General features: G+C 72.6%; 19 protein-coding genes. 8 read left to right on the forward strand and 11 right to left on the reverse strand.

Translation table 11 applies throughout. From position 1 onward, the window contains the following. Positions 1–229: 229 nt before the first annotated feature. The 4 genes from ABEA87_RS00315 (at position 230) to ABEA87_RS00330 (ending at position 4,918) form a co-directional block, all read left to right on the forward strand. A complete protein-coding gene (locus ABEA87_RS00315) occupies positions 230–913 on the forward strand; it encodes a septal ring lytic transglycosylase RlpA family protein (RefSeq protein WP_345625001.1) in 684 nt (227 codons plus the stop codon). 280 nt (positions 914–1,193) lie between these two features. Next, complete coding sequence (locus ABEA87_RS00320; RefSeq protein ID WP_345625002.1) at positions 1,194–2,273, forward strand: PP2C family protein-serine/threonine phosphatase; 1,080 nt, start codon at positions 1,194–1,196, stop codon at positions 2,271–2,273. A gap of 375 nt (positions 2,274–2,648) precedes the next feature. Next, positions 2,649–4,505 carry an acyl-CoA dehydrogenase gene (locus ABEA87_RS00325; protein WP_345625003.1) on the forward strand — a complete coding sequence of 619 codons (1,857 nt, stop codon included), beginning with the start codon at positions 2,649–2,651 and terminating at the stop codon, positions 4,503–4,505. A 140-nt stretch (positions 4,506–4,645) separates the two neighbouring features. Further along, positions 4,646–4,918: a DUF6458 family protein gene (locus ABEA87_RS00330; protein ID WP_345625004.1), complete on the forward strand. Its 273-nt coding sequence runs from the start codon at positions 4,646–4,648 to the stop codon at positions 4,916–4,918. A 137-nt stretch (positions 4,919–5,055) separates the two neighbouring features. On the opposite strand, the gene ABEA87_RS00335 is transcribed toward ABEA87_RS00330, so the two are convergent. Further along, positions 5,056–5,559, reverse strand: a complete 504-nt coding sequence (locus ABEA87_RS00335; protein ID WP_345625005.1) for a SixA phosphatase family protein — start codon at positions 5,557–5,559, stop codon at positions 5,056–5,058. A gap of 86 nt (positions 5,560–5,645) precedes the next feature. Between ABEA87_RS00335 and ABEA87_RS00340 the strand changes: the two genes are divergently transcribed. Continuing rightward, complete coding sequence (locus ABEA87_RS00340; RefSeq protein ID WP_345625006.1) at positions 5,646–5,915, forward strand: DUF6458 family protein; 270 nt, start codon at positions 5,646–5,648, stop codon at positions 5,913–5,915. Positions 5,916–5,984: 69 nt separating this feature from the next. On the opposite strand, the gene trhA is transcribed toward ABEA87_RS00340, so the two are convergent. Next, the gene (trhA, locus tag ABEA87_RS00345) at positions 5,985–6,680 is read right to left on the reverse strand and encodes a PAQR family membrane homeostasis protein TrhA (protein WP_345625007.1); all 696 of its coding nucleotides are present in this window, start codon (positions 6,678–6,680) and stop codon (positions 5,985–5,987) included. Between the two features lie 68 nt (positions 6,681–6,748). On the opposite strand from trhA, the gene pxpB reads away from it, so the two are divergent. Genes pxpB through ABEA87_RS00360 form a run of 3 tightly spaced genes read left to right on the forward strand, consistent with a single transcriptional unit; the run spans position 6,749 to position 8,968 of the window. Continuing rightward, a complete protein-coding gene (gene pxpB / locus ABEA87_RS00350; protein WP_345625008.1) occupies positions 6,749–7,375 on the forward strand; it encodes a 5-oxoprolinase subunit PxpB in 627 nt (208 codons plus the stop codon). Beyond that, the gene (locus tag ABEA87_RS00355; RefSeq protein ID WP_345625009.1) at positions 7,372–8,265 is read left to right on the forward strand and encodes a 5-oxoprolinase subunit C family protein; all 894 of its coding nucleotides are present in this window, start codon (positions 7,372–7,374) and stop codon (positions 8,263–8,265) included. Before pxpB ends, ABEA87_RS00355 begins: the two co-directional genes overlap by 4 nt. After that, a complete protein-coding gene (locus ABEA87_RS00360) occupies positions 8,249–8,968 on the forward strand; it encodes a LamB/YcsF family protein (RefSeq protein WP_345625010.1) in 720 nt (239 codons plus the stop codon). Before ABEA87_RS00355 ends, ABEA87_RS00360 begins: the two co-directional genes overlap by 17 nt. 53 nt (positions 8,969–9,021) lie before the next feature. Here ABEA87_RS00360 and ABEA87_RS00365 read toward each other — a convergent pair whose 3' ends face one another. From ABEA87_RS00365 to ABEA87_RS00405, 9 genes are all read right to left on the reverse strand, one after another. Further along, entirely contained in the window at positions 9,022–10,953 is a 1,932-nt protein-coding gene (locus ABEA87_RS00365; RefSeq protein WP_345625011.1) for an NHL domain-containing thioredoxin family protein, read from the reverse strand. A gap of 411 nt (positions 10,954–11,364) precedes the next feature. Then, complete coding sequence (locus ABEA87_RS00370; RefSeq protein ID WP_345625012.1) at positions 11,365–12,531, reverse strand: LppU/SCO3897 family protein; 1,167 nt, start codon at positions 12,529–12,531, stop codon at positions 11,365–11,367. Between the two features lie 192 nt (positions 12,532–12,723). Beyond that, complete coding sequence (locus tag ABEA87_RS00375) at positions 12,724–14,277, reverse strand: dihydrolipoamide acetyltransferase family protein (protein ID WP_425570671.1); 1,554 nt, start codon at positions 14,275–14,277, stop codon at positions 12,724–12,726. Positions 14,278–14,282: 5 nt separating this feature from the next. Next, positions 14,283–15,293, reverse strand: a complete 1,011-nt coding sequence (locus ABEA87_RS00380; RefSeq protein WP_345625014.1) for an alpha-ketoacid dehydrogenase subunit beta — start codon at positions 15,291–15,293, stop codon at positions 14,283–14,285. Further along, the gene (gene pdhA, locus ABEA87_RS00385) at positions 15,290–16,486 is read right to left on the reverse strand and encodes a pyruvate dehydrogenase (acetyl-transferring) E1 component subunit alpha (protein ID WP_345625015.1); all 1,197 of its coding nucleotides are present in this window, start codon (positions 16,484–16,486) and stop codon (positions 15,290–15,292) included. Before pdhA ends, ABEA87_RS00380 begins: the two co-directional genes overlap by 4 nt. Positions 16,487–16,730: 244 nt before the next feature. Next, entirely contained in the window at positions 16,731–17,954 is a 1,224-nt protein-coding gene (locus ABEA87_RS00390; RefSeq protein WP_345625016.1) for a hypothetical protein, read from the reverse strand. A gap of 136 nt (positions 17,955–18,090) precedes the next feature. Then, the gene (locus ABEA87_RS00395) at positions 18,091–18,516 is read right to left on the reverse strand and encodes a hypothetical protein (RefSeq protein WP_345625017.1); all 426 of its coding nucleotides are present in this window, start codon (positions 18,514–18,516) and stop codon (positions 18,091–18,093) included. Then, the gene (locus ABEA87_RS00400; RefSeq protein WP_345625018.1) at positions 18,513–20,132 is read right to left on the reverse strand and encodes a GTPase; all 1,620 of its coding nucleotides are present in this window, start codon (positions 20,130–20,132) and stop codon (positions 18,513–18,515) included. The genes ABEA87_RS00395 and ABEA87_RS00400 overlap by 4 nt, the downstream gene beginning before the upstream one ends. Then, entirely contained in the window at positions 20,129–21,868 is a 1,740-nt protein-coding gene (locus ABEA87_RS00405; protein ID WP_345625019.1) for a dynamin family protein, read from the reverse strand. The genes ABEA87_RS00400 and ABEA87_RS00405 overlap by 4 nt, the downstream gene beginning before the upstream one ends. Positions 21,869–21,994: the final 126 nt, after the last annotated feature.

A 21,994-nucleotide genomic window follows, 5' to 3' on the forward strand; every position in this document is an offset into this window, starting at 1 on the left:
AGAATTGATGTTACTGACCGCGTGTAATGAATTGCCGAGCGTAATGGTTCATGCTTGTGTGCCTATAGACGGACGGTAAACGATTCGCCACGGATTTCGGTACGCCCGGAGCTGAACGGCCTAAACATAGCGCCAGAATTCAGACACATTTTCGGGAAAGCTTGACGAGCCCCGGTGTCGGCTCGATACCGTTCCCGACGGTACATATTGTCGATGAAGGGTGCTGATTTTGCCCGGCAGACACGCCGCCAGCGCGCGCCGCTCGACGCCGTTCCGCAAATTCGTGCCGTTGCTGTCGGCCGTCGCCCTGGCCGGAGTGCTGATCGGCGCCGCGGCCGCCGCCATGGATCTGGGGCCGGCGTCCGACAGTCACACCACCCTGTCCGATGACGCCGCCGGTGCCGCGGTGGGCGCCGCCGAGGTGCGCATTACCCCGATTCCCACGCGCAGCACCGACGACCGCGCGTCGCGCAGCGGCCTGCGGGCGCTGCCGAGCCCGTCCGCGACGTCCGTGGCCCCGTCCCCCTCCCCGTCTCGGTCGCCGTCGCCGAGCCCGACGCACCCGAGCCCCAAGCCGAGCACGAAGAAGCCGACCCCGACCCAGACGTCCGGCGGCGGCACGGTGGCCAGCTCGGGTACGTGCGGTGTCTCGTATTACGGCGACGGCAGCCGCACCGCCAACGGTGAGGCCTTCGACCCGAACGGGTTGACCGCGGCGAGCAAGACGCTGGCGTTCAACACCAAGGTTCGGGTGACCAACCCGGCGAACGGAAAGTCCGTGGTCGTGCGCATCAACGACCGTGGGCCCTACGTGTCCGGTCGCTGCCTGGACCTCACCACCGCGGCGTTCGCCGCGATCGCCAGCCTGGGTACGGGCGTCCTGCCCGCCGCCAAGTGGGAGGTGCTGAGCTAACCGCTCCGGCGGCTGCGAGCCGACCGCGTGACGTGACGTGACGTGACGTGACGTGACGTGACGTGACCCACGCTGACGGTCGGGCGGCGCCGGTGCCACCCGCAGAAGAACCACCGCCGGTCGCCGCGCGTGCGCGCACGGCAAGGCGCGGATCGGGTCGCCGGCGAGTGGGTATCAGACTCGTGGTCAGGGTCGCTCGCCGTTCGCGTGGAGATGCGCGTAGACGGTTTGGTAACGGCGCGAAATCCGTCATGCTGTCGGCGTACCCATGAAACTCAGGATGAGCCGTGAAGTCCGCGTCGGTCTCGGCGCGGCCGTCGTGCTGCTCGCGGTCATCAGCGCGGTCGAGCTGGCCGACGGGCCGCAGCCGCACTACATCGGGCTGCTCGCCGCGGTGCCGTTCCTTACCGCGCTGTTCGTCCCGTGGCGCGAGGTGCTGATCGTCGGCGCCGCGGCCGCCGCCATCGCCATCGCGTTCGGCTCATTCCCGCATGGCATGAACATGTGGAGCGCGATCAACGTCTGCGGGATCATGGTGGCCACCGGTGTCGCGGCGGTCGCCGGGACGGTGCGCGCCCGGCAGGCGGAGCGCCTGGCCGAGCTGGCCAAGCTGGCCAGCGTCGCGCAGACGGCGGTCCTGCGCCCGTTGGGGCCCGAGATCGGACAGCTGGCGGTGGCCGGCCGCTACATCTCCGCGACCGCGGCGGCGGACATCGGCGGCGACCTGTACGAGGCGGTCGACACGCCGTACGGCGTCCGCATGCTCATCGGCGACGTCCGGGGCAAGGGCCTTGACGCGGTGCGGCTGGCCAGCATCGTGCTCGGCTCGTACCGGCACGTCGCCTACGAGCGGGCCGACCTGCGCGCGATCGTCGCCGACCTGGACCGTGCCGTGGCGCGCTCGGTGGGCGACGAGGACTTCGTCACCGCCGCGCTGGTCGAGGAGCGGGGCGGTACGTTGACGATCGTCAACTGCGGACACCCCGCACCGCTGCTGTTGCGCCGCGGCGAGGTGATTCCGCTGGAGCCGCCGGCCAGCGCGCCGCCCCTGGGCTTCACGCCGGTGGTGCGGCCCCGGGTGGAGCGCCTCGAACCCGGCGACCGGCTCCTGCTCTACACCGATGGATTGGCCGAGGCGCGCCGGGACGGGGAGTTCTTCCCCACCGCGGCGCGGGCCTGGCGGCTGTTGGGTCACGGTACGGTCGGCGACGGCCTGGCCTCGCTGGAGAGCGCCTTGACCGAATGGGTCGACGGCCGCCTCGACGACGACATCGCGCTGGTGCTGATGGAGTACGCGGGTGCGCGTCCGGCCACCGCCAATGTCGCCGTACCCAGCTGGGAGCTGGGCGCCGAGGCGTAGTCGCGGCGTTGCCGCAGGTCAGGCGGTGCGACGGGTCGGTAGTAGGCGCAACATTCCCCCGGCGCGGTGCCGGCCGCTGTAACGCTTCTGCTGTTTGAATGGGAGCAGGTTGGTCAATATGTTGATGAACATCTAATTTCTCCGTAAATCCCCGTTCAATGTCATAGCGCCCAACGACGGGCGCATATGTGGGTGACGCCCTCCTCTCACACTTCTTTGATCATTTGCCCGTTAATATCCGGTTTGCCGTATTACGGTGGAGTCTCGGACTGTCGGGTTAAACGCCGGTGGCTACCGCCTTGCCGGGTCTTACCGGCGGGTAATAAACTGAGGTTACTGGTTAGTAACCTCGCCGAACCGGGGGACTGCGCACCGATGAGCCACTACAAGAGCAACCTGCGAGACCTCTACTTCAACCTGTTCGAGGTCTTCGGCGCCGACCAGCTGCTCGGCAGCGAGGCGTACCCAGATCTCGACGTCGACACCGCCCGGAGCATCCTCGTCGAGGCCGAGCGGATGGCCAGGGAGGATCTCGCGGCGAGCTACGCCGAGAGTGACCGCAATCCACCCGTGTTCGACCCGGCGACGCACACCGCCAAGATTCCCGAGCCCTTCCGCAGGTCATACCAGACCTTCATGGACGCCGAGTTCTGGCGGCTGGACCTGCCGGCGGTGCTCGGCGGAACGCCGGCTCCGCGCATCCTCTGGTGGTCGTTCGCCGAGCTGATCCTGGGCGCCAACGCGCCGATCTGGATGTACTCGTCCGGGCCGTCGTTCGCGCAGACCCTGTGGTCGGAGGGCACACCCGAGCAGAAGGAGCTGGCTTCGCTGCTGGTCGAGAAGCGCTGGGCGTCGACCATGGTGCTCACCGAGCCGGACGCCGGCTCGGACGTGGGAGCCGGTCGCACCCGCGCCGTCCCGCAGCCGGACGGCTCCTGGCACATCGAGGGCGTCAAGCGGTTCATCACCAGCGGTGAGCACGACCTGACCGAGAACATCATGCACTACGTACTGGCCCGCCCGGTGGATACGCCGGGGGCGGGCGGCCCGGGCACCAAGGGCCTGTCGCTGTTCATCGTGCCGAAGTTCCACTTCGACTGGAAGACCGGCGAACTGGGCGAGCGCAACGGCGTTTTCGCGACGAACGTCGAGCACAAGATGGGCCTCAAGGTCTCCACCACGTGCGAGGTCACCTTCGGTGAGCACGGCGTACCGGCGAAGGGCTGGCTGCTCGGCGACGTGCACGAGGGCATCCGGCAGATGTTCCTGATCATCGAGTACGCCCGGATGATGGTCGGCACCAAGGCGATAGCGACGCTGTCCACCGGGTACCTCAACGCGCTGGAGTACGCGAAGAACCGGGTGCAGGGCTCCGACCTGGCCAACCAGGGCGACCGCACGGCTACCCGGGTCACCATCACCCACCACCCCGACGTGCGGCGCTCGCTGCTGTTGCAGAAGTCGTACTCCGAGGGACTGCGCGCCCTGGTGGCGTACGCCGCGAGGTGGCAGGACCGGGTCCGGGAGGCCGAGGTGGCCGGTGACGAGGCCGGCGCGAAGCTCGCCGCGCGGGTCAACGACCTGCTGCTGCCGCTGGTGAAGGGCGTCGGCTCGGAGCGGGCCTACGAGCTGCTCGGGCACGAGGCACTGCAGACCTTCGGCGGCTCCGGCTTCCTGCAGGACTACCCGCTGGAGCAGTACGTGCGGGACGCCAAGATTGACACCCTGTACGAGGGCACGACCGCCATTCAGAGCCTGGACCTGGTCTTCCGCAAGATCGTGAAGGATCAGGGCGCCGCTCTCATGGTCGTCGCCGGGGAGATCCAGTCGTTCCTCGAGGCGGAGTCGGGCAACGGCCGGCTCAAGGAGGACCGGCTGGCGCTGGGCCGGGCGCTGTCCGAGGTGCAGCAGATGCTGGGCGCGTTCATGGGCTGGCTGGGCGCGGCGGGCGGCGGCGAGACGGCCGAGCTCTACAAGATCGGGCTCAACTCGCGCCGGTTCCTGCTGGCGGTCGGTGACCTGGTCGTCGGCTGGCTGCTGCAGCGGCAGGCCGAGGTGGCGCTCGGCGCGCTCGCGGGCGAGGTCTCGGAGGCCGACAAGCACTTCTACGAGGGCAAGGTGGCCGCGGCGCACTTCTTCGCGCACGAGATCCTGCCCCGCATCGGTGCCGACCGCCGGATCATCGAGTCCACCACGCTCGACGCCATGGAACTTCCCGAAGAGGCATTCTGACCTCCTGAATGCCCATTGGCGGCCGTTCCCGGACTTCCGGGGCGGCCGCCGTCGTTTCCGCTCATTGCCTCAGGAGTCGCCGACCGGCTTGCGGGTGCGTGATGACCGACTAGCCTGAAACGTAAGCAAGGGAGCGTTTTATGGGCATCGGTGGCGGTGTATTCCTGATTGGCCTAGGCGCTATCTTCACCTGGGCGGTCCACGCGAACATCTCCTGGCTCGACCTGCACGTGGTCGGCTGGGTACTCATGTTCGCCGGGCTCACGGTCATCCTGCTCACCCTGTACTTCTGGAACGACCGGCGCCGGCGCAACCAGTACACGCTGGTGGAACAGGCCAGGTACATCCACGATCCGGATGGCCCCATCACGCCGGAGCCGCCTCCGGACGCGCCGCCGCCCGGCGGCCCCTGATCGACCTGCGGCGCGGGCACCAGCCCGCGCCGCCGCCGGGTCCGGCGCGTGCCGGGCCGCACCCCGCCCACCCGAAACCCGCGACCCGCGACCCGCGACCCTGGGATGCGCGAGGGGCGGATACGCGGCGCGACCGATCAGGCGCGTGCCGTGTGGGTGGCGATCAGCGAGGCGCCGCCGGGCACCAGGGCATCCCACGCGGTCTCCATCGTGTGCACCGCGAGTCCGCTGGTCCGCAGGCCGTCCGAGTCGGACGGCGCGGCGGGATCCAGGGTCATGGAGAGCATCGACATCGTCGGGTTGTGCCCGATCAGCAGCACCGTGCCGACCTCCGCGGGCGTGGTCCGTAGCAGCCCGAGCAGTTCGGTGGTCCCCCCGCCGTACGCCTCGGCCTGGTAGCGCACCTCTGGCGAACCCTCACCGGCCAGCGCGACGGCGACCCCGTGCCAGGTCTGCCTGGTCCGCCTGGCCGGCGAACAGATGACGAGATTGGGCAGGTAGCCGCGGGACACCAACCACGCGCCCGCCGCACCGGCGTCGGCGTGCCCGCGTTCGGTCAGCGATCGTTCCAGGTCGGCCGCCCGATTGGGCGCCTCGGCCTTGGCGTGCCGCAGAATCACCAGGGTCCGGCTCGTTGTCATGCCCCTTAGCGTGCCTGATTAGCGATCCGGACAGTCGGGTACTCCACCGGACAGCCCCGCATTTGTGACTCGATTGGGAGGACATCGTGGGCATCGGTGGCAGCATTTTTCTTCTCGCAGTGGGCGCGATCCTCGCGTTCGCGGTAAAGGCCAGCCTGGGGTTTGTCAGCATCCAGGTGGTGGGCTGGGTGCTCATGGGCGCCGGCCTGGTCTGCCTGATCCTCACCCTGTGGTACTGGAACAGCCGGCGTCGCACGGTGGTCACGTCCCGTGAGGTGCCGCTGCCCGAGCAGCGGCAGCGCGTGGTCGAGGAGCGCCGGCGTACCGAGGTGCAGGACCCGGACATCTTCCGCTAGGCCAGCCCGCGTAGGGCGGGCCGCCAGGGCCCGCCCTACCTGGGGGCGAACATCGCGGATCCGGCCAGCCTAGGCGTGGGCGAACAGCGCGAGGTAGATCGCGATGTGTTGGCAGGCCGCCGCGATGAGCGTGCAGGCGTGGAAGACCTCGTGGTGGCCGAAGGTCCGCGGCCACGGGTTGGGCCGGCGCAGCGCGTAGCAGACGGCCCCCGCGGTGTACGCGGCGCCGCCTGCCATCAGCAGGGTGAACGCCGCGACTCCGCCGCGGTGCAGCAGGTCCGGTAGCACCGCGACGGCGACCCAGCCGAGCGCGATGTACAGCGGTGCGGACAGCCAGCGGTGCGCGTTCGGCGAGATGAGCTTCATGGCCACGCCGAGCAGCGCCCCGCCCCAGACCACGGCAAGGATCACGATCTCCTTGGTGCCGGTCAGCAGCAGCACCGAGAAGGGCGTGTACGTGCCGGCGATGAAGATGAAAATCATCGAGTGGTCGAGCCGCCGCATGATCGTGAAGCCGCGCGGTGACCAGACCCGGCGGTGGTAGAGGGCGCTGGTGCCGAACAGTCCGCACAGCGTGACGCTGTACACGGCGCACGCGATCGCCGGCGCGGCCCCGGGGCGCGTGGTCGCCGTGCTGGCCAGCGTGATCAGTATCGCGCCGCAGCCGGCGGCCACGAAGAACGCGTAGGTGTGCAGCCACCCGCGCATGCGGGGCTTGCCGATGTCGCGGGGGCGCAGCCGGGTGGCGCGGGCCTCGATCGTCATGGCGACAGGCTACGGTATCGTAGGTTACCGGTCGGTAGGGGATGGTCGACCCTGACTACCATTCGGTCGTGCGGATTACCGAGGTCGGCTGGTCGGCGCTGCTGATCGAGTGCGAGTCCCCGGCCGAGGCGCAGGCGTGGCGCAGGCGGCTGTGGCGGGCTCGCGAGAACGGCGACCTGGCGGCCGAGGAGATCGTGCCGGGCGCCCGCACCGTGCTGCTCGACGGAGTACCGGATCCGGCCGGGCTGGCCGCCACCCTGCGCGGCTGGCCACCGCCCGGTCCCGGCGCCGGGGACGAGCGGGCGGTGCGGCGGGTGGAGTTGCCGACCGTGTACGACGGGGAAGACCTCAGGCGGGTCGCCGAGCACTGGGGGGTCAGCCCCCGCGAGGTGGTCGACCTGCACAGTGCCGCGGAGTGGACGGTCGCGTTCTGCGGCTTCGCGCCGGGGTTCGGGTACCTGACCGGGCTGCCCGAGCGGTACGCCGTGCCGCGCCTGGCCACGCCGCGCACCCGGGTACCGGCCGGCAGCGTGGGGCTGGCCGGCCCGTACAGCGGGGTGTATCCGGGCGCGTCGCCGGGCGGCTGGCTGCTCATCGGCCGTACCGACGCGGTGCTCTTCGACGTGGCCGCGGACCCGCCCGCCCTGCTCGAGCCCGGGACCGTGGTGCGGTTCGTGGAGGTGACGCAGCGATGATCGAGGTACTGCGCGCCGGGCCGCTGACCACCGTTCAGGATCTGGGCCGGCCCGGCCTGGCCCACCTCGGCGTGCCGCGCTCCGGTGCCCTGGACCAGCCCGCGCTGCGGCTGGCCAACCGGCTGGTCGGCAACCCGCCGGACGCGGCCGGGCTGGAGGTCACGCTGACCGGCTGCCGGCTGCGCGCCACGGTCGCGACCTGGGTCGCCGCCACCGGCGGGTACGCGACGGTCACGGTGGACGGGCGGCCCGGCCGGTTCGGCGGCGTCCAGCCGGTACCGGCCGGCGCGACGCTCCACATCGGACGCTGTACCCGAGGGCTGCGCACGTACCTCGCCTTGGCCGGCGGCGTCGACGTGCCACCGGTGCTCGGCAGCCGCTCGACGGATGTCCTCTCCGGGCTCGGGCCGGCCGCGCTGCGCGACGGCGACCTGCTGCCACTGGGCGCGCCGAGCGGCCCGCCGCCTCCCTCCACCGTGGACAGCGAGGATCCGTCCACAGTGGATGTGACGTCCACAGAGGAGGTTCCGGCGCCGGTGGAGGTGGCGTCCACAGTGGAGGTGCGGGTGGCGCCCGGGCCAAGGGCCGGGTGGTTCGCCGACCCAGGTCTGGCCGGCGCGACATACACGGTCTCGCCGAAGAGCAACCGGGTGGGCGTGCGGCTGACCGGCCCGGCGCTGACCCGGGTGCGCGACGGCGAGCTGCCCAGCGAGGGCGTGGTGCTCGGAGCCGTGCAGATCCCGGCGGACGGCCAGCCGGTGATCTTCCTGGCCGACCACCCGACCACCGGCGGGTACCCGGTCGTCGCGGTGGTGCACCCCGCCGACCTGCCGCTGCTGGCACAGGCCCGGCCGGGCACTACCGTGGTGTTCCGTGGATCTGAACGCTGACCTCGGCGAGGGCTTCGGAGTCTGGCGCCTGGGCGAGGACGATGCCCTGCTCGACGTGCTGACCAGCGCCAACGTGGCCTGCGGGTTCCACGCCGGCGATCCGTCGACGATGCGCCGGGTCTGCCTGTCCGCGGCCGAGCGCGGCGTCGCGATCGGGGCCCAGGTCGGGTACCGGGACCTGGCCGGCTTCGGCCGTCGCCGGATCGACTACGCCCACGACGAGCTGCGCGACGACCTGCTGTACCAGCTCGGCGCGCTGGACGCGTTCGCCAGGCTCGCCGGCACCCGGGTGCGCTACGTCAAACCGCACGGTGCCCTGTACAACACCGCTGTCGCCGACGAGAACCAGGCCGCCGCCGTGGTGGCCGCGGTGGTCGGGTACGACCGGTCGCTGCCGGTGCTCGGGCTGCCCGGCTCCGCGCTGCTGCGGCTCGCCGCCGAGGCCGGGCTGCGCGCGGTGCCGGAGGGGTTCGTGGACCGCGGGTACCGGCCGGACGGCACCCTGGTGCCCCGCTCGGAGCCGGGCGCCCTGCTCGGCGAGGCCGCCGCCGTCGCGCAGGCGGTACGGCTGGCCGACGACGGCGCGGTCGAGTCGCTGTGCGTACACGGCGACACCCCGGGCGCCGTGGCGCTGGCCCGCGCGGTGCGGGAGGCGCTGGGCGCGGCCGGGGTGTCGCTGGAGCCCTTCAGCCCCGTTGCGTAGCCCTGTCGCGTAGCCCTGTCGCGTGGCCGCCTCGGCGAGCCGGCGTGGCCGGGTCAGCCGGCCGGCTGGTCGTGCTGGAACAGCGCCAGGCTGATCGTGGCCGCTCCGTCCGGCGCGGTCACCACCGGTACCCCCCAGTCCTGGCGGGTCAGGTGGCAGGCGGCGTGCTCCTCGTGCGCGTCGCAGGTCGCGGCCTGCCCCACCACCTGGAGCACCCCGCCCGGCACGTCCGGGGAGAGCACCAGTTCACGGGTCAGGTCGGTGGTCACGCCGGCACCGGCCAGCAGTAGCTCGGGCGGTGACGCGGACACCTCCAGCCGGGTGGACGGGCCGAACGAGTCGTCCAGCTTCTGCCCGGGCGCGGGCGCGAACATGACCTCCAGCCGTACCGTTCCGGGCGCCAGCCGGGTGGCCGGCCGTTCGGTGCGGTACCGCCGGTCCGGCCCCATCCCGCCGGCCGATCCGTCCGCGGCCACCGCGAGGACGCCCGGCGCGAGCCGGGTCAGCCGGTGTGCCGCCGACTCCACGACCACCACGCCGCCGTCCGGGGTCAGCACCACGTCGCTCGGCTCGGCCAGTCCGGTGGCCACGGTGGACACCTGGCCGTCCGCGAAGCGGCGCAGCGCGTTGTTGTACGTGTCGGCCACCAGCACCGATCCGTCCGGCAGCGCGCACACACCCAGCGGGTGCTGGAACAGCGCCTTGGCGGCCGGCCCGTCCACCTGCCCGAAGTCGAACAGCCCCTGGCCGACGGCGGTGTGCAGGGCGCCGTCGGCGACGAACCGCAGCGAGGAGGACTCGCTGTCGACCAGCCACAGCCGCTCGCCCGCCGCGTCGCCGGCCCCGGCCGCGCCGGACTCAACCGACCCGGCCGCGCCGGACTCAGCCGACCCGGCTGAGCCGGACCCAGCCGACCCGGCCGCGCCGGGCAGCGCCGACAGGCCGGACGGCTGGGCCATCCAGGTCTCGGCCAGCGGGCCGTCCCGCAGCGCCTCGACCGTGGTGCCGGCGTAGACCCCGGCCGTACCCTCGATCGGGTCAAACCACCAGAGCTGGTGCACCCCGGCCATGGCGACGATGACCCGGCCGTCGTACCAGGCCAGATCCCACGGCGAGGACAGGTCGACGTCCAGCGCGCCGGTGCCCTCGGGCGCGCTGCGCCACGGCCGGCCGGTACCGGCGACGGTGCTCACCGAACCGTCCGCCAGCCGCACCCCGCGCAGCAGGTGGTTGACGGTGTCGGCGACCACCAGGTCATACCCGACGGCCTCGGCGACCCGCGCCGGCAGCAGGCACAGCCCCTGCGGCTCGGAGAACTGGGCGGTCGCGGCCACACCGTCGGCCCGCCCGCGGGTGCCCGAGCCGATCCGGCGCAGCACCGAGAAGTCCTCGGCCAGCTCGACTATCTGATGCTGGGCCGAGGATGACACCAGGAAGCCGCCGTCCGGCGAGAGCACCGCCTTGCCGGGGAAGCGCAGGTCGGTGTCTGGCGGGGCCGGCGGCACGAACGGGGCGTCTCCCCGGTGCAGCGTGCCGCGGGCCTCGTGGGTCTCGATCAGCGAGTCGATCATCTTGGCCAGCCCGGCCGCGTGCCCCTCGCCGGCCACCGTGGCGACCAGGTACCCCTCGGGATCCACCAGGCACAGCGTCGGCCAGGCGCGCGCCGTGTACTGCTGCCACGTCTCCAGCTCCGGGTCGTCGAGCACCGGGTGGCCCACCCCGTACCGCTCGACGGCGGCGGCCAGCGCCACCGGGTCCTTCTCGTGCTCGAACTTCGGCGAGTGCACCCCGATGGTGACCAGGATGTCGCCGTACTTCTCCTCGAGCGGGCGCAGCTCATCGAGCACGTGCAGGCAGTTGATGCAGCAGAATGTCCAGAAGTCCAGCAGAACGATCTTCCCGCGGAGATCGGACAGGCGCAGCTCACGCCCGCCCGTGTTCAACCAGCCCCGCCCGCGCAGCTCGGGCGCCCGTACTCGGATCATCGTTCAATCGTGCCCGATCATTGGCGCCCAGACCGGGCCGGGGGCCGACTCACCGGCGTGATTCCCATGACGTAACCCGGCAACGGGTGGGACCGGGGGACAGCGCGGACACGGCGTCGCGTGCTCGAATGGCCTCACTGACCGGCCCGCACGGTGCCTCGCGGGTGCCGGTGCGGTCGCCGCCGACCCGGGGGATGCCCGACATGCCGGTACCGACGCCGTCAGCGCGGATCATGGTCGACCTGTCGCCTGGGTGATCGCCAACTGCGCGACCGGGGCATCCTCGCGGGCATCGTCGGCAATGGAACCCGTGGCCGATCGGTGACGTGTTCCAACTGCTGGCCGATGACGAGAGCGGGACCGATCCGCGGTAGGCGCCACGCCGGGCGTCGCGCCTACCGTCGGTCCCTGTTACTTCACGGGCTTGAGGCAGAGCACCTGGTCGGCGGAGCCCTTGCTGTGCAGCACGACGTAGGGCTGGGTCTGGTCGGTGCACTTGTCCGGCGACGCGGCCTTGCTGACGATGCTGTACGCGCCGGCGTCGCCGCAGTCCGCGACGGTGGCCTTGGTGCCGGCCTCCTTCACGCAGCTGCCGATCGCGTAGTCGTTGCCGCCCTTGGACTTGGCCACCACGGCAATGATGATCACCGCAATGATCACCACTACGGCGATGACCGCCCCGATCAGCACAACCTTGCGCCGCGAGCCGCCGTCCCCACCGGGACCCTGCTCGTCAGCGTCGCCGCGCGGCCCGAACCGCTCCGCCTCCGGGTCGGCGTACTGGCCCTGACCGGCCCCGTACTGGCCGCCGCCGTACTGCTGGGTCGGCTGCCCGTACTGCTGGGTGGGGCTCCCGTACCGGTCGGTGGGCTGCCCGTACTGCTGCTGGGCGGGCGCACCGTACTGCTGGGTCGGCTGCCCGTACTGCTGGGTCGGGGCGCCGTAGGTGCCGGACGGGGCGCCATCCCGCGCTCCGGACTGCGCCGAACCGCCGTACTGGGTGGGTGCGGTCCACTGGGTGGTGGGCGCGCCGTACGGATCGTGCCCGGCACCGCGGTCGTCCGGTGCTCCCCGCTCGCCGCGCTCGCCCGGCCCGCCGCCGTACTGCCCGGCACCGCCGGGCTGCGTGGGCTGACCGTACTGGCCGCCGCCGTACTGGCCGCCGCCACCGCCGTACTGGGTCGGCTCGGAGGCCCGGCCGTACACCCCGGCCGGGCCGGCCGATGGCTGGCTCGGCGGCCGGAACGACTCCGTCGGCATCTGGACGTTGGGCCGGTACTGCCCCGGCGCCGCGCCGTACCCGGGCTGGTCACGACCGGACTGGTCACGACCGGACTGGTCACGACCGGGCTGGTCGGCACCGTACTGGTCGGCACCGTACTGACCGGGGGCAGGCTGGCCGCCGCCATACTGGTCCTGTCCGGCCGGCGACCCCCACGGGCCCGCCGGGTTCACCCGTGCGGACGCCGACGGGCGCGGCGGCTGTCCCTCGGTCTGCTCGTCGCCGGGGTACCGCCCATACGGCGGGTTGCCGCCTGCCGGCTCATAGCCGGGCGGGTACGGGCCGTCGGACGTCATCTCATGCCTCCTCGATCAGCACGGTGGGCGCTGGCGGCGCCTACCGCGGTGTCGGCCGCGTCACTCCTGCCGGGGTTACGCGGCGGTCGCACCACCGTACCGCTCGAAGGTGGTGACTTGGACCCTGCCGGTCCGGCCGGAATTATCCGGCCAGACCGGCAAAACGGGTGACTCTGGGTATCTGCAGGTGTGTCAGCCCCACGCGAGCAGGGCGGCCTCGGGATCGGTGAGGAAGGCGCCGACGTCCCGCAGGAACTTCGAGCCCAGCTCACCGTCGATGATCCGGTGGTCGAAGGACAGCCCGAGGGTGGTGACCTGGCGGATCCTGATCTTCTTCTTGTGTACCCACGGCATCTCGCGAACCGCGCCGAACGCGAGGATCGCGGCCTCCCCGGGCGGCAGGATCGGGGTACCGGTGTCCACTCCGAACACGCCCACGTTGGTGATCGTGAACGTCCCGCCCGACATGTCGGCCGGCGTGGTCCGTCCCGCCTTCGCGGTGCCCACCAGTTCGGTCATGGCCTCGGCCAGCCCGCGCAGGGGCAGCTCGCCGGCGTCCTTGATGTTCGGGACGACCAGTCCGCGCTCGGTGGCGGCGGCGATGCCCAGGTTCACGTAGTCCTTGACCACGATGTGGTCGCAGTCCCAGCTGGAGTTGACCATCGGGTACCGCTTGATGGTCAGCAGCACCGCCTTGGCCACCAGCAACAGCGGGGAGACCCGGACGTCCCGCCAGTCGGGCAGCCCCTTGATCCGCTCCAGCGCCCGCATCGACCGCGTCATGTCCACCGTGAGGAACTCGGTGACGTGCGGCGCGGTGAACGCGCTGGACACCATGTTCTCCGCGGTGAGCTTGCGTACTCCCTTCACCGGGATGCGCTGTTCCCGTTCGCCCGCGACGAACGCCCGGCCGGCGGCGACGGCGGAACCCGCGGACTGCTCCGCGACCGCGGCGACCGCGGCCTGGACGTCGTCCCGTGTGATCGACCCCTGCGGCCCGGTGCCCACCAGGGCAGTCAGGTCCACCCCGAGGTCGCGCGCCAGCTTGCGCACCGGCGGCTTGGCCAGCACCCCGTTGGCGCCGCTCCGAACGGGTCCGCCAGTCGCGGGCGCCGGCGGCCCTTGCCGGGGGATCGCCGGTCCGGGCTGGGCGGCAGCGGGTCGCGCGGGCGTCGGTGCCGTGGGTGCGGGCGCCGGGACCGCGGGCGCCGGGACCGCGGGCGCCGGGACCGCGGGCGCCGGGACCGCGGGCGCGGCCGGAGTGGCCGGTGCCGCGGATGTGGCCGGTGCCGACGCGCGCGGGCGCCGCTTGGCGGTCGTGGTCTTCGGGCCGTACCCGACCAGCACCGGGGTGCGGCCACCCGGCGCCGGCCCGCCGATCAGGCCGGGCTCGACGGCCCCCTCGGCCGGCGCCACCTCGACGGCGGCCAGCGACGCGGCCGACGGTGCGGTGGTGCCGGACGCCTCGCCCGGCCCGGAATCGGGCAGCGGGCCGGCGTTCGGATCGGTGTCGATGGCGATGATCGGCGTACCGACGTCGATCGTCTCGCCCTCACCATGGAAGATCGTGATGACCCGCCCGGCCCACTTGGCCGGGATCTCCACCGCGGCCTTGGCCGTCTCCACCTCGACGATCGGCTGGTTGAGCGTGATGTCGTCGCCGACCGTCACCAGCCACTTGAGGATCTCGCCCTCGGTGAGCCCCTCACCGAGGTCGGGCAGGTTGAACTCCTTGACGCGCGACACCCGCCTCACCAACCAAAGCTTCGGTCGACGGCGTCGAGCACCCGGTCCAGGTCCGGCAGGTACTCCTCCTCCACCCGGGCGGCCGGGTAGGGCACATCGAACCCGGTCACCCGCAGCACCGGGGACTCCAGCGAGTAGAAGCAGCGCTCGGTGACCCGGGCCGCGATCTCCGCACCCATGCCCAGGTTGGACGGTGCCTCGTGTACCACGACCAGCCGGCCGGTGCGGCGCACCGAGTCGTAGACCGACCCGAGGTCCAGCGGCGACAGCGAGCGCAGGTCGATCACCTCGAGGCTGCGGCCGTCGTCCTCGGCGGCGGTGGCGGCGTCCAGCGCCGTGCGCACCATCGGGCCGTACGCGACGATCGTGGCGTCGGTACCGGGCCGGATCACGCGGGCCGAGTGCAGCGGGTACGGCTGCCCGTCGGTGTCGACCGGGCCCTTCTCCCAGTACCGGCGCTTCGGCTCCATGAAGATGATCGGGTCATCCGACGCGATGGCCTGCTGGATCATCCAGTACGCGTCGTTGGGGTTCGCGCACGAGACGACCTTGAGTCCGGCCGTGTGCGAGAAGTAGGCCTCGGGCGACTCGGAGTGGTGCTCGACCGCCCCAATGCCGCCGCCGAACGGGATCCGGATCACGATCGGCAGCCGCACCTGGCCCTGCGAGCGGTAGTGGAACTTGGCCACCTGCGACACGATCTGGTCGTATGCCGGGTAGACGAACCCGTCGAACTGGATCTCGCAGACCGGCCGGTACCCGCGCAGCGCGAGCCCGATCGCGGTGCCCACGATGCCCGACTCGGCCAGCGGAGTGTCGATGACCCGGTCCTCACCGAAGTCCTTCTGCAGCCCGTCGGTGATCCGGAAGACGCCGCCGAGCTTGCCGACGTCCTCGCCCATGATGATGACCTTCGGGTCGTCGTCCATGGCGCGACGCAGCCCCGTGTTGAGCGCCTTGCCCATGGACAGAGTCGTGCTCTTCTCGGCGGCAGGGGCGACGGCTGGTGCGGTCATCGGTGGGCCCCCTCTGCGAAGGAAGACAGGTACTCGGTGTGCCGGGCGCGCTCCTCGTCGATCAGGGGCGAGCCGTTGGGGTACACGTTGTCGAACATGCTCAGCGGGTCGGGCTCGGGCATGGACAGCACCCGCTCGCGCAGGTGTACCGCCTCGCGGGCGGCCTGCTCGTCCACCTCGCCGAAGAACGCCTCGTCGGCGATGCCCTGGTTGGTCAGGAACCGGCGTACCCGCAGGATCGGGTCCTTGGCCTGCCACGACTCGACCTCGCTGGCGATCCGGTACCGGGTCGGGTCGTCGGAGGTGGTGTGCGCACCCATCCGGTACGTGTACGCCTCGACCAGCGTCGGGCCCTGCCCGTGCCGGGCGTTGTCCAGGGCCGTGCGGGTGACCGCGTAGGCGGCCAGCACGTCGTTGCCGTCCACCCGCACGCCGGGGAAGCCGAACCCGGCGGCGCGCTGGTAGAGCGGCACCCGGGTCTGCCGCTCCAGCGGCGCGGAGATGGCGTACTGGTTGTTCTGGCAGAAGAACACGATCGGCGCGTGGAACACGCCGGCCCAGATGAAAGCCTCGTTCACGTCGCCCTGGCTGCTCGCGCCGTCGCCGAAGTACGCGATGACGGCCTCGTCGCCACTGTCGCCGTCCAGGCCCGCGCCGTTGCCGCCCGCGGTCGCGCGCTTGGCGGTCGGGGTCGCGCCGCCGATCCGGCCGTCCAGGTTGATGCCCATGGCGTAGCCGACCGCGTGCAGCGTCTGCGCGCCGATGACGATCGTGTACATGTTGAACTTGTGCTTGATCGGGTCCCACGCGCCCTGGTCGACGCCGCGGAACAGGCCGAGCGGCATGATCGGGTCGATGCCGCGGCAGTAGAGCACGCCGTGCTCGCGATAGGTGGGGAAGGCCATGTCCTGCGTCCGCAGCGCGCGCCCGGAGCCGACCTGGGCCGCCTCCTGCCCGAGCAGGCTCGCCCAGAGGCCCAGTTCGCCCTGGCGCTGCAGCGCGGTCGCCTCGGTGTCCAGCTTCCTGACCACCACGAGGTCCCGGTAGAGGCCGCGGTACTCCTCGTCGCTGAAGTCGACCGAATACTCTGGGTGCTCGACCCGTTCCCCTTCGGGGGTGAGTAATTGCACGAACTCCGGTTCGGGCGCCATGTCATCGCGCCCGTCGCGGGCCGGGGGTTGGCCCTTCGCCATCCGTCTCTCCCTGTCCTATCTGCCTCGGCAGCGGGGTGACCGTGCCGTGTCCGATCCACGCCGCCCGGTTGGACGGACGAGGTGGGAGTCGGCTTCGGGACAGCCCACCGCAGGGTATGCGGAGCAGCGACCCCGATGCCGCTCCCCCCAGCATTGCAGACGACGTGAGCACCGACACAGTGGCGAGGCACGGCAGGATTTCCCGTCGAGACCGCTCACCGGCGACGAATCTCCGCACGGGGCGTCAATTGTCCGACTGATACGTCCGAAGCCAGGCGTCGACCGCCTGCTCGTCGGTGAGGTCCACGCCCTCCGCGATCAGCCTGGCCGTCGCGCGGACCGCCGGGCTCTGCCGCTCGCCCGTCGCGCACAGCCGGGCGAACTCCGCCCGGCGCAGGCCCACCTCGTCGAAGGTGGCCTGTAGCGCCACGTCCGGCAGGCCGAGCCGGCGCCCCGCCCACAGCACCCAGGCGCCCAGCGCGTCCGGCAGCGTACCGGTGTCCCGGCTGTCGAGCACCGCCCGGCCGTGTACCCAGTCGAGCATGAACACCTCTACCGCCCGCGGGCTCCAGCGCATCGGATCGCCGCCCCGAGTGTCGGCGAAGTCGATGGCCAAGCCCAGGCAGTAGGTGACCGCCTCGCGCCGCTCGCCGGACGCGCCGGCCAGGCCGGACAGCCGCGCCTCGGGCGAGTCCAGGAACTCCCCGACCAGCCCATCCTTGTCGACCCCCGGCACGGGTCGGTCGGCGGCGACCGGGAGCTGGTCGGGAATCAGCGCGAGCCGGGCGTACGCGAGCGCCCAGTTGGACGAGAGAGATTCGGACTCGGGCAGTTCGGACGTGTTGTCGGTCGCCCGCAGGTACCCGGTGGAGGCGGCCCGTACCGTGGCCGGCTCGACCTCGGCCAGCCAGGTCATCGCCGCCTCGTCCGCGGTCACGCTCTGCCGCAGCTGATCCAGCACCATCGAGGCGGGTGCGGCGATCACCAGGTCCTTGACCAGGCCGAGGTTGTGATCGACCAGGATCACCACGGCGTGATCGGGCCCGCCCACCTCCGGCTCCCGGTACTCGTAGGTGATCAGGTAGCTGGTCTGATCCCCGTACCGGTCGCCGTACGCGTACCCGCCGGTGACCCGTACCGCGCCCAGCGCGCCCAGCCAGGCCGGCCCTTGGTCGTCGGCTGCCTCCTCGCGCTGCTCGGAGGTGCCGGGCGTCAGCGCGTCGAGCACCGAGGCGGCCACCCGGGCGGTGCTGGTGTCCGTGGTGGACAGGTGCTCGCGCAGCGTCCGGCCAAAGAACTCCAGCGCGACGGCCCGGTCTGGCAGGCTGCCGGCGTAGATGGTGCCCAGCAGCGTGGAGAGCAGCAGCTCGGCGTCGAACGCGGTATCCACCTTGTCCAGGTCCCGGGCGGCCCGGAGGACGAGCTCCGGTAGGCCTGGTCCGGGGTCGGCAGCGGCATTGCTGGGCATGTCACGAGCCTATGCCCCAAGGCCATTTACTTCTGAGTCAACCCGACGCCGCGCCCGCGCGCCCCGGCCGCCGCCACGGCGCTGATTGGGCCGGCGCCGCCCGCCGCCCTCGCCCCCGGGGTCGCCGCGCCGCTGGTCAGGTCCGGGCCGGGCGGCGCACGGTGAACAGCAGGGCGAGCGGCACCAGCACGCCCAGCACCAGCGAGACCAGGCTCGCGCCGTAGTCCGCGCCGATCAGTTCGCCCCGGTGCCGGGCGTGGTACGCCAGGTGCAGCGCGTTGAACCCGCCCGCGCCGAGCAGCACCACGACGCTGACCCGCCGGTCGTCGAGGATGGCGGCGACCACCAGCAGCCCGCCCAGGGTCAGGAAGGTGGCGCCCAGGTCGCTGGTGAGGTGCTCGTTGTAGGGCAGGTAGGCGCCGGTCCAACGGTGACCGAGGCCGGGGAACGAGGTGAAGAAGCTGGCCGGGGCGAAGTAGGCCCAGCCACCCCAGGACAGTTCGACGACCCCCAGCGCCGCGGTCCCGCCGCGGCGCACCAGCCCGATCCGGGCTCCGGTCACCGGCCGGCCGCCTCGAGCGCCTCGCGGGCCTCGGCGTACCGGGTCGACATCGCCCGTACGGGCCGGATCACGTACTCGCCGGCGATCTCGGCGACCGCGGACTCGATCGGGCCGCCCGCCTCCCGGCTGGCGCGCCGCGAACCGGCGGCGGCCAGCGGCGCGACCAGCACCGACAGCAGCGCCCCGCCGAGCAGCCCGACCCCGGCCAGCAGGGCGGGCCGGGCCGCGCCGCCAAGGCCGGGAAGGAACAGCCGGCCGATCAGCCAGGCCACCCCGGCGAGGGCCGCCAGCGTCAGCAGCCACTGCAGGGCCGAGACCACCCGCCACCATGCCGGGGTGCGGGACGCGCCCAGGTCGACGTGGTCGATCGCGGCGTCCAGGGCATCGGGCAGGTCCCCGAGCCGGGACCGGGCCGCGGTGCCCAACGCCTGTGTCCACGGCTCGGGCAGGCCGGCGGAGGCGCGGTCGGCCAGCGCGCGCACCGCCACCTCGATCGCGGCGCGCTGGGCACGGGCCGGTACGGCCAGCCCGGACGTCTGCGGGACCCGCTCCGGGTACTGCCAGGCCAGCGGGTCCGGCCGGCGCCGCCAGTACCGGGTCAGCGGCCAGCCCATCACGCGCCGGGCCTGGTACCTGCGCGCCCGCGCGACCGCGTTCGCCACGGCCGGAGCGCCGGCCGCCGAGCACAGCTCCTCGGTGACCGCGCGCACCACGCCGCGCCCGAGCTCGGCCGCCGGTGGCCCGACCGTCGACGACAGGTCGTCCACCAGCTTGAGCAGGTCACCATCCAGCCGGCGCAGCCGCGCCTGCCGGGCAACCATCGCCTTCTCCAGCTCCCGGCGCAGCTCCACCACCCCGGCGGACCCGCCGATAGCGCTGGTCGCCAGCACCGGCACCCCGCCGAGCCCGTCGGCGTCCAGCAGCCGCCGCAGGTCGTTCACGCACCGGCCCACGTCCGGGACGGCCAGCCGGTCGACCTGGTTGAGCACCACGATGGTGATGTCCCGGTGCCGGCCGAACGCGCGCAGGTACTGCTCATGCACCAGCCGGTCGGCGTACTTCTGCGGGTCGGTCACCCAGACCACCAGGTCGACCAGGTCAAGCAGCCGCTCCGCCTCGTCGCGGTGCTCGGCCACCACCGAGTCGAGGTCGGGCAGGTCGAGCAGGACCAGCCCGCGCAGCGTCGCCTCGTCCTGAGCGTCCAGCGCGCTCTCCCGGTCGAACCGCAGCGGGGCCGGTACCTCGAGCCAGTCCAGCAGCGGCCCGGCACCGGCGCCGCCCCACACGCACGCGTGCGGCTGCCCGGTGGTCGGCCGGCGCACCCCGACGTCGGAGAGGGCCAGTCCGCTCAGCGCGTTGAACAGGCTGGACTTGCCGCCGCCGGTGGCGCCGGCCAGTGCGACGACGGTGTGCTCGCGGGAGTGCGCGAGCCGCTGCACCGTGTGATCGGCGAGGCTCCGGGCGGGCGCCAGCCGCCGTTCGTCGAGCACGCCGGCCGCCGAGCGGACGAAGCGGCCCAGCGCCCCGGCGCGGGTCACCAGCGAATCGGCGTCGATGGGGTCCTGGTCGTACCCGTGGCGTGCGCGCGGCAGCGCGACATCGAGGCGCTCGGTCACTGTGCCCCCGCCTCGGCCGGGGCGGGCAGCGCCTGGCGCGGCATGGCCGGCCGCTCGTCCATCGCGGCCGAGGCGACGGCCTCAGCCGCCGCGTACAGCCGCTCCGGCTGATCCGGGCCGATCTCGGCGCCGGCCAGCACGCCGGTGAACCGGCTCGTGCGATCGTCGAACAGCTCCCGTAACCTCCGGTCAAGCTCGGTGCGGCCGCGCTCGGCCAACTCTCTCAGCGTCTCATCGCAGGAGATCGCTCGAAGCAGGGCGGCACCCGCGTCCGGGGTGTCGTCGGGGGCGTCCGGCGCCGGGGGCGCCACCACCGCGATCGTCGCCAGCAGGCCGGCCGTGTTGGCCGGGTGCGCCGCCCCCCGCTGGTCGGCCGCGTGCCGCCGCACCTGGTCGAGCATCCAGCGCTGCCACAGCCGGACCAGCCGCTGCGCCGTCTCGCCGGGGTCGTCGGCCGCCGGTACCCGGCTCAGCAGTTCCGGCTGGTACCGCCAGGCCGCCCGTACCCGCTCCTCGGCCTCCGTCACGGCGGCGGAGATCACCGTCGCCAGGCTGGCAGACAGGGCGCCGCGCAGCCGCCCGGCCGGCCGGGCCCGGCCCGAGAACGCCGCGCCGACCCGGTCCCGGAGCCGGCCGGCACCGCCCGCGGCCGGCACCTGCTGGCCGGTATCCGCGTACTCCTGCCAGCGGTCGAGGGCCTCGCCGCGCAGCACGCTGCCGTCGCCGAGCGCGGCGTCGAGCGTGGACAGCGCGCCGGACCGCGCGATCTGTACGGCGTCGCGCAGCGCGGTGGCCGTGGTGATCTGCTCCTCGGCCGCGTCGACCAGCCCGGAGGTCGCCGGAACCAGCGCGGCCACCGCGCCGCTGATGGTCTGGCGCACCAGCCCGGCGCGCATCGCCGGGTCCGCGGCGAGCCCGGACAGCCAGTCCCGTACCGGCTGGATCACCCACTCGGCGAGCAGCCCCTGCCCGTCCAGCCCGGCCTCGGGCACCACGAACAGCCGGGCGGGGGCCAGCGCCTGGGCGGACAGCATCCCGGACAGCTGCCTGCCGAGGTCGTCCTGGGCGTCCGGCGGCACCCGGTCCAGCGCGACCGCCAGGGCGGTGCCCCGGTCGCGGGCGGTGGCCAGGACCGACCACGGGACGGCGTCGGCGTACCGGGCGGCGGTGGTGACGAACAGCCAGAGGTCGGCCGCGGCGAGCAGCTGCTCGGCCAGCTCCCGGTTGGCCTCCACCACCGAGTCGATGTCGGGCGCGTCGAGCAGGGCCAGCCCGGGGGCCAGCCCGGTGGCGGCGACCATGCGCAACGTGTCCGGCGCTCCGCTCAGGTCGGTGGTGCGAACGAGCCCGGGCAGCAGCCGCCGCTCGTGGAACCAGCGCCCGTCCGAGGGGTGATGCACCAGGACCGGGGACCGGGTGGTCGGGCGCAGCGCGCCGGCCTGGCTGACCGGGGCCCGGACCAGGCTGTTGACCAACGTCGACTTGCCGGCACCGGTGGAGCCGCCGACGACCACGAGTAACGGCGCGTCGAGCCGGCCGAGCCGGGGAAGTAGATAGTCGCGCAGCTGCGCGACCATGGTCCCCCGTGCCTCATCGGCGGCCTCGGCGCACGGCGCGACCAGCGGAAACCGCGCGCCGTGCAGCGCGCTGAGCAGCTCGCCCAGTGCCTCGGTCAACGCGGGAACTCCGGTGGACGAGGACGGGGCGGCCGGGGGCGGTACGGTACGCCGGGTCACACCCAAGAGCCTGCCCGATTCGTACCCGCGACGCCACTGCCTGATGCCGAGTTGCGCCTACCACACTCAACTCCCCTTGACACCTGGGCGGCCCGTGTCACTATTGAGTCCGGCTCGCTCAACTTC

This window comes from Rugosimonospora acidiphila, from assembly GCF_039543385.1.
GTDB classification, from domain to species: Bacteria; Actinomycetota; Actinomycetes; order Mycobacteriales; family Micromonosporaceae; genus Rugosimonospora; species Rugosimonospora acidiphila.

Excerpts from the sequence above, each read along its gene's own strand:
- ABEA87_RS00320 (WP_345625002.1), top strand. The coding sequence starts at position 1,194 with ATGAGCCGTGAAGTCCGCGTCGGTCTCGGCGCGGCCGTCGTGCTGCTC.
- ABEA87_RS00325 (WP_345625003.1), top strand. The coding sequence starts at position 2,649 with ATGAGCCACTACAAGAGCAACCTGCGAGACCTCTACTTCAACCTGTTC.
- ABEA87_RS00330 (WP_345625004.1), top strand. The coding sequence starts at position 4,646 with ATGGGCATCGGTGGCGGTGTATTCCTGATTGGCCTAGGCGCTATCTTC.
- ABEA87_RS00335 (WP_345625005.1), bottom strand. The coding sequence starts at position 5,559 with ATGACAACGAGCCGGACCCTGGTGATTCTGCGGCACGCCAAGGCCGAG.
- trhA (WP_345625007.1), bottom strand. The coding sequence starts at position 6,680 with ATGACGATCGAGGCCCGCGCCACCCGGCTGCGCCCCCGCGACATCGGC.
- ABEA87_RS00355 (WP_345625009.1), top strand. The coding sequence starts at position 7,372 with ATGATCGAGGTACTGCGCGCCGGGCCGCTGACCACCGTTCAGGATCTG.
- ABEA87_RS00365 (WP_345625011.1), bottom strand. The coding sequence starts at position 10,953 with ATGATCCGAGTACGGGCGCCCGAGCTGCGCGGGCGGGGCTGGTTGAAC.
- ABEA87_RS00370 (WP_345625012.1), bottom strand. The coding sequence starts at position 12,531 with ATGACGTCCGACGGCCCGTACCCGCCCGGCTATGAGCCGGCAGGCGGC.
- ABEA87_RS00380 (WP_345625014.1), bottom strand. The coding sequence starts at position 15,293 with ATGACCGCACCAGCCGTCGCCCCTGCCGCCGAGAAGAGCACGACTCTG.
- pdhA (WP_345625015.1), bottom strand. The coding sequence starts at position 16,486 with ATGGCGAAGGGCCAACCCCCGGCCCGCGACGGGCGCGATGACATGGCG.
- ABEA87_RS00390 (WP_345625016.1), bottom strand. The coding sequence starts at position 17,954 with ATGCCCAGCAATGCCGCTGCCGACCCCGGACCAGGCCTACCGGAGCTC.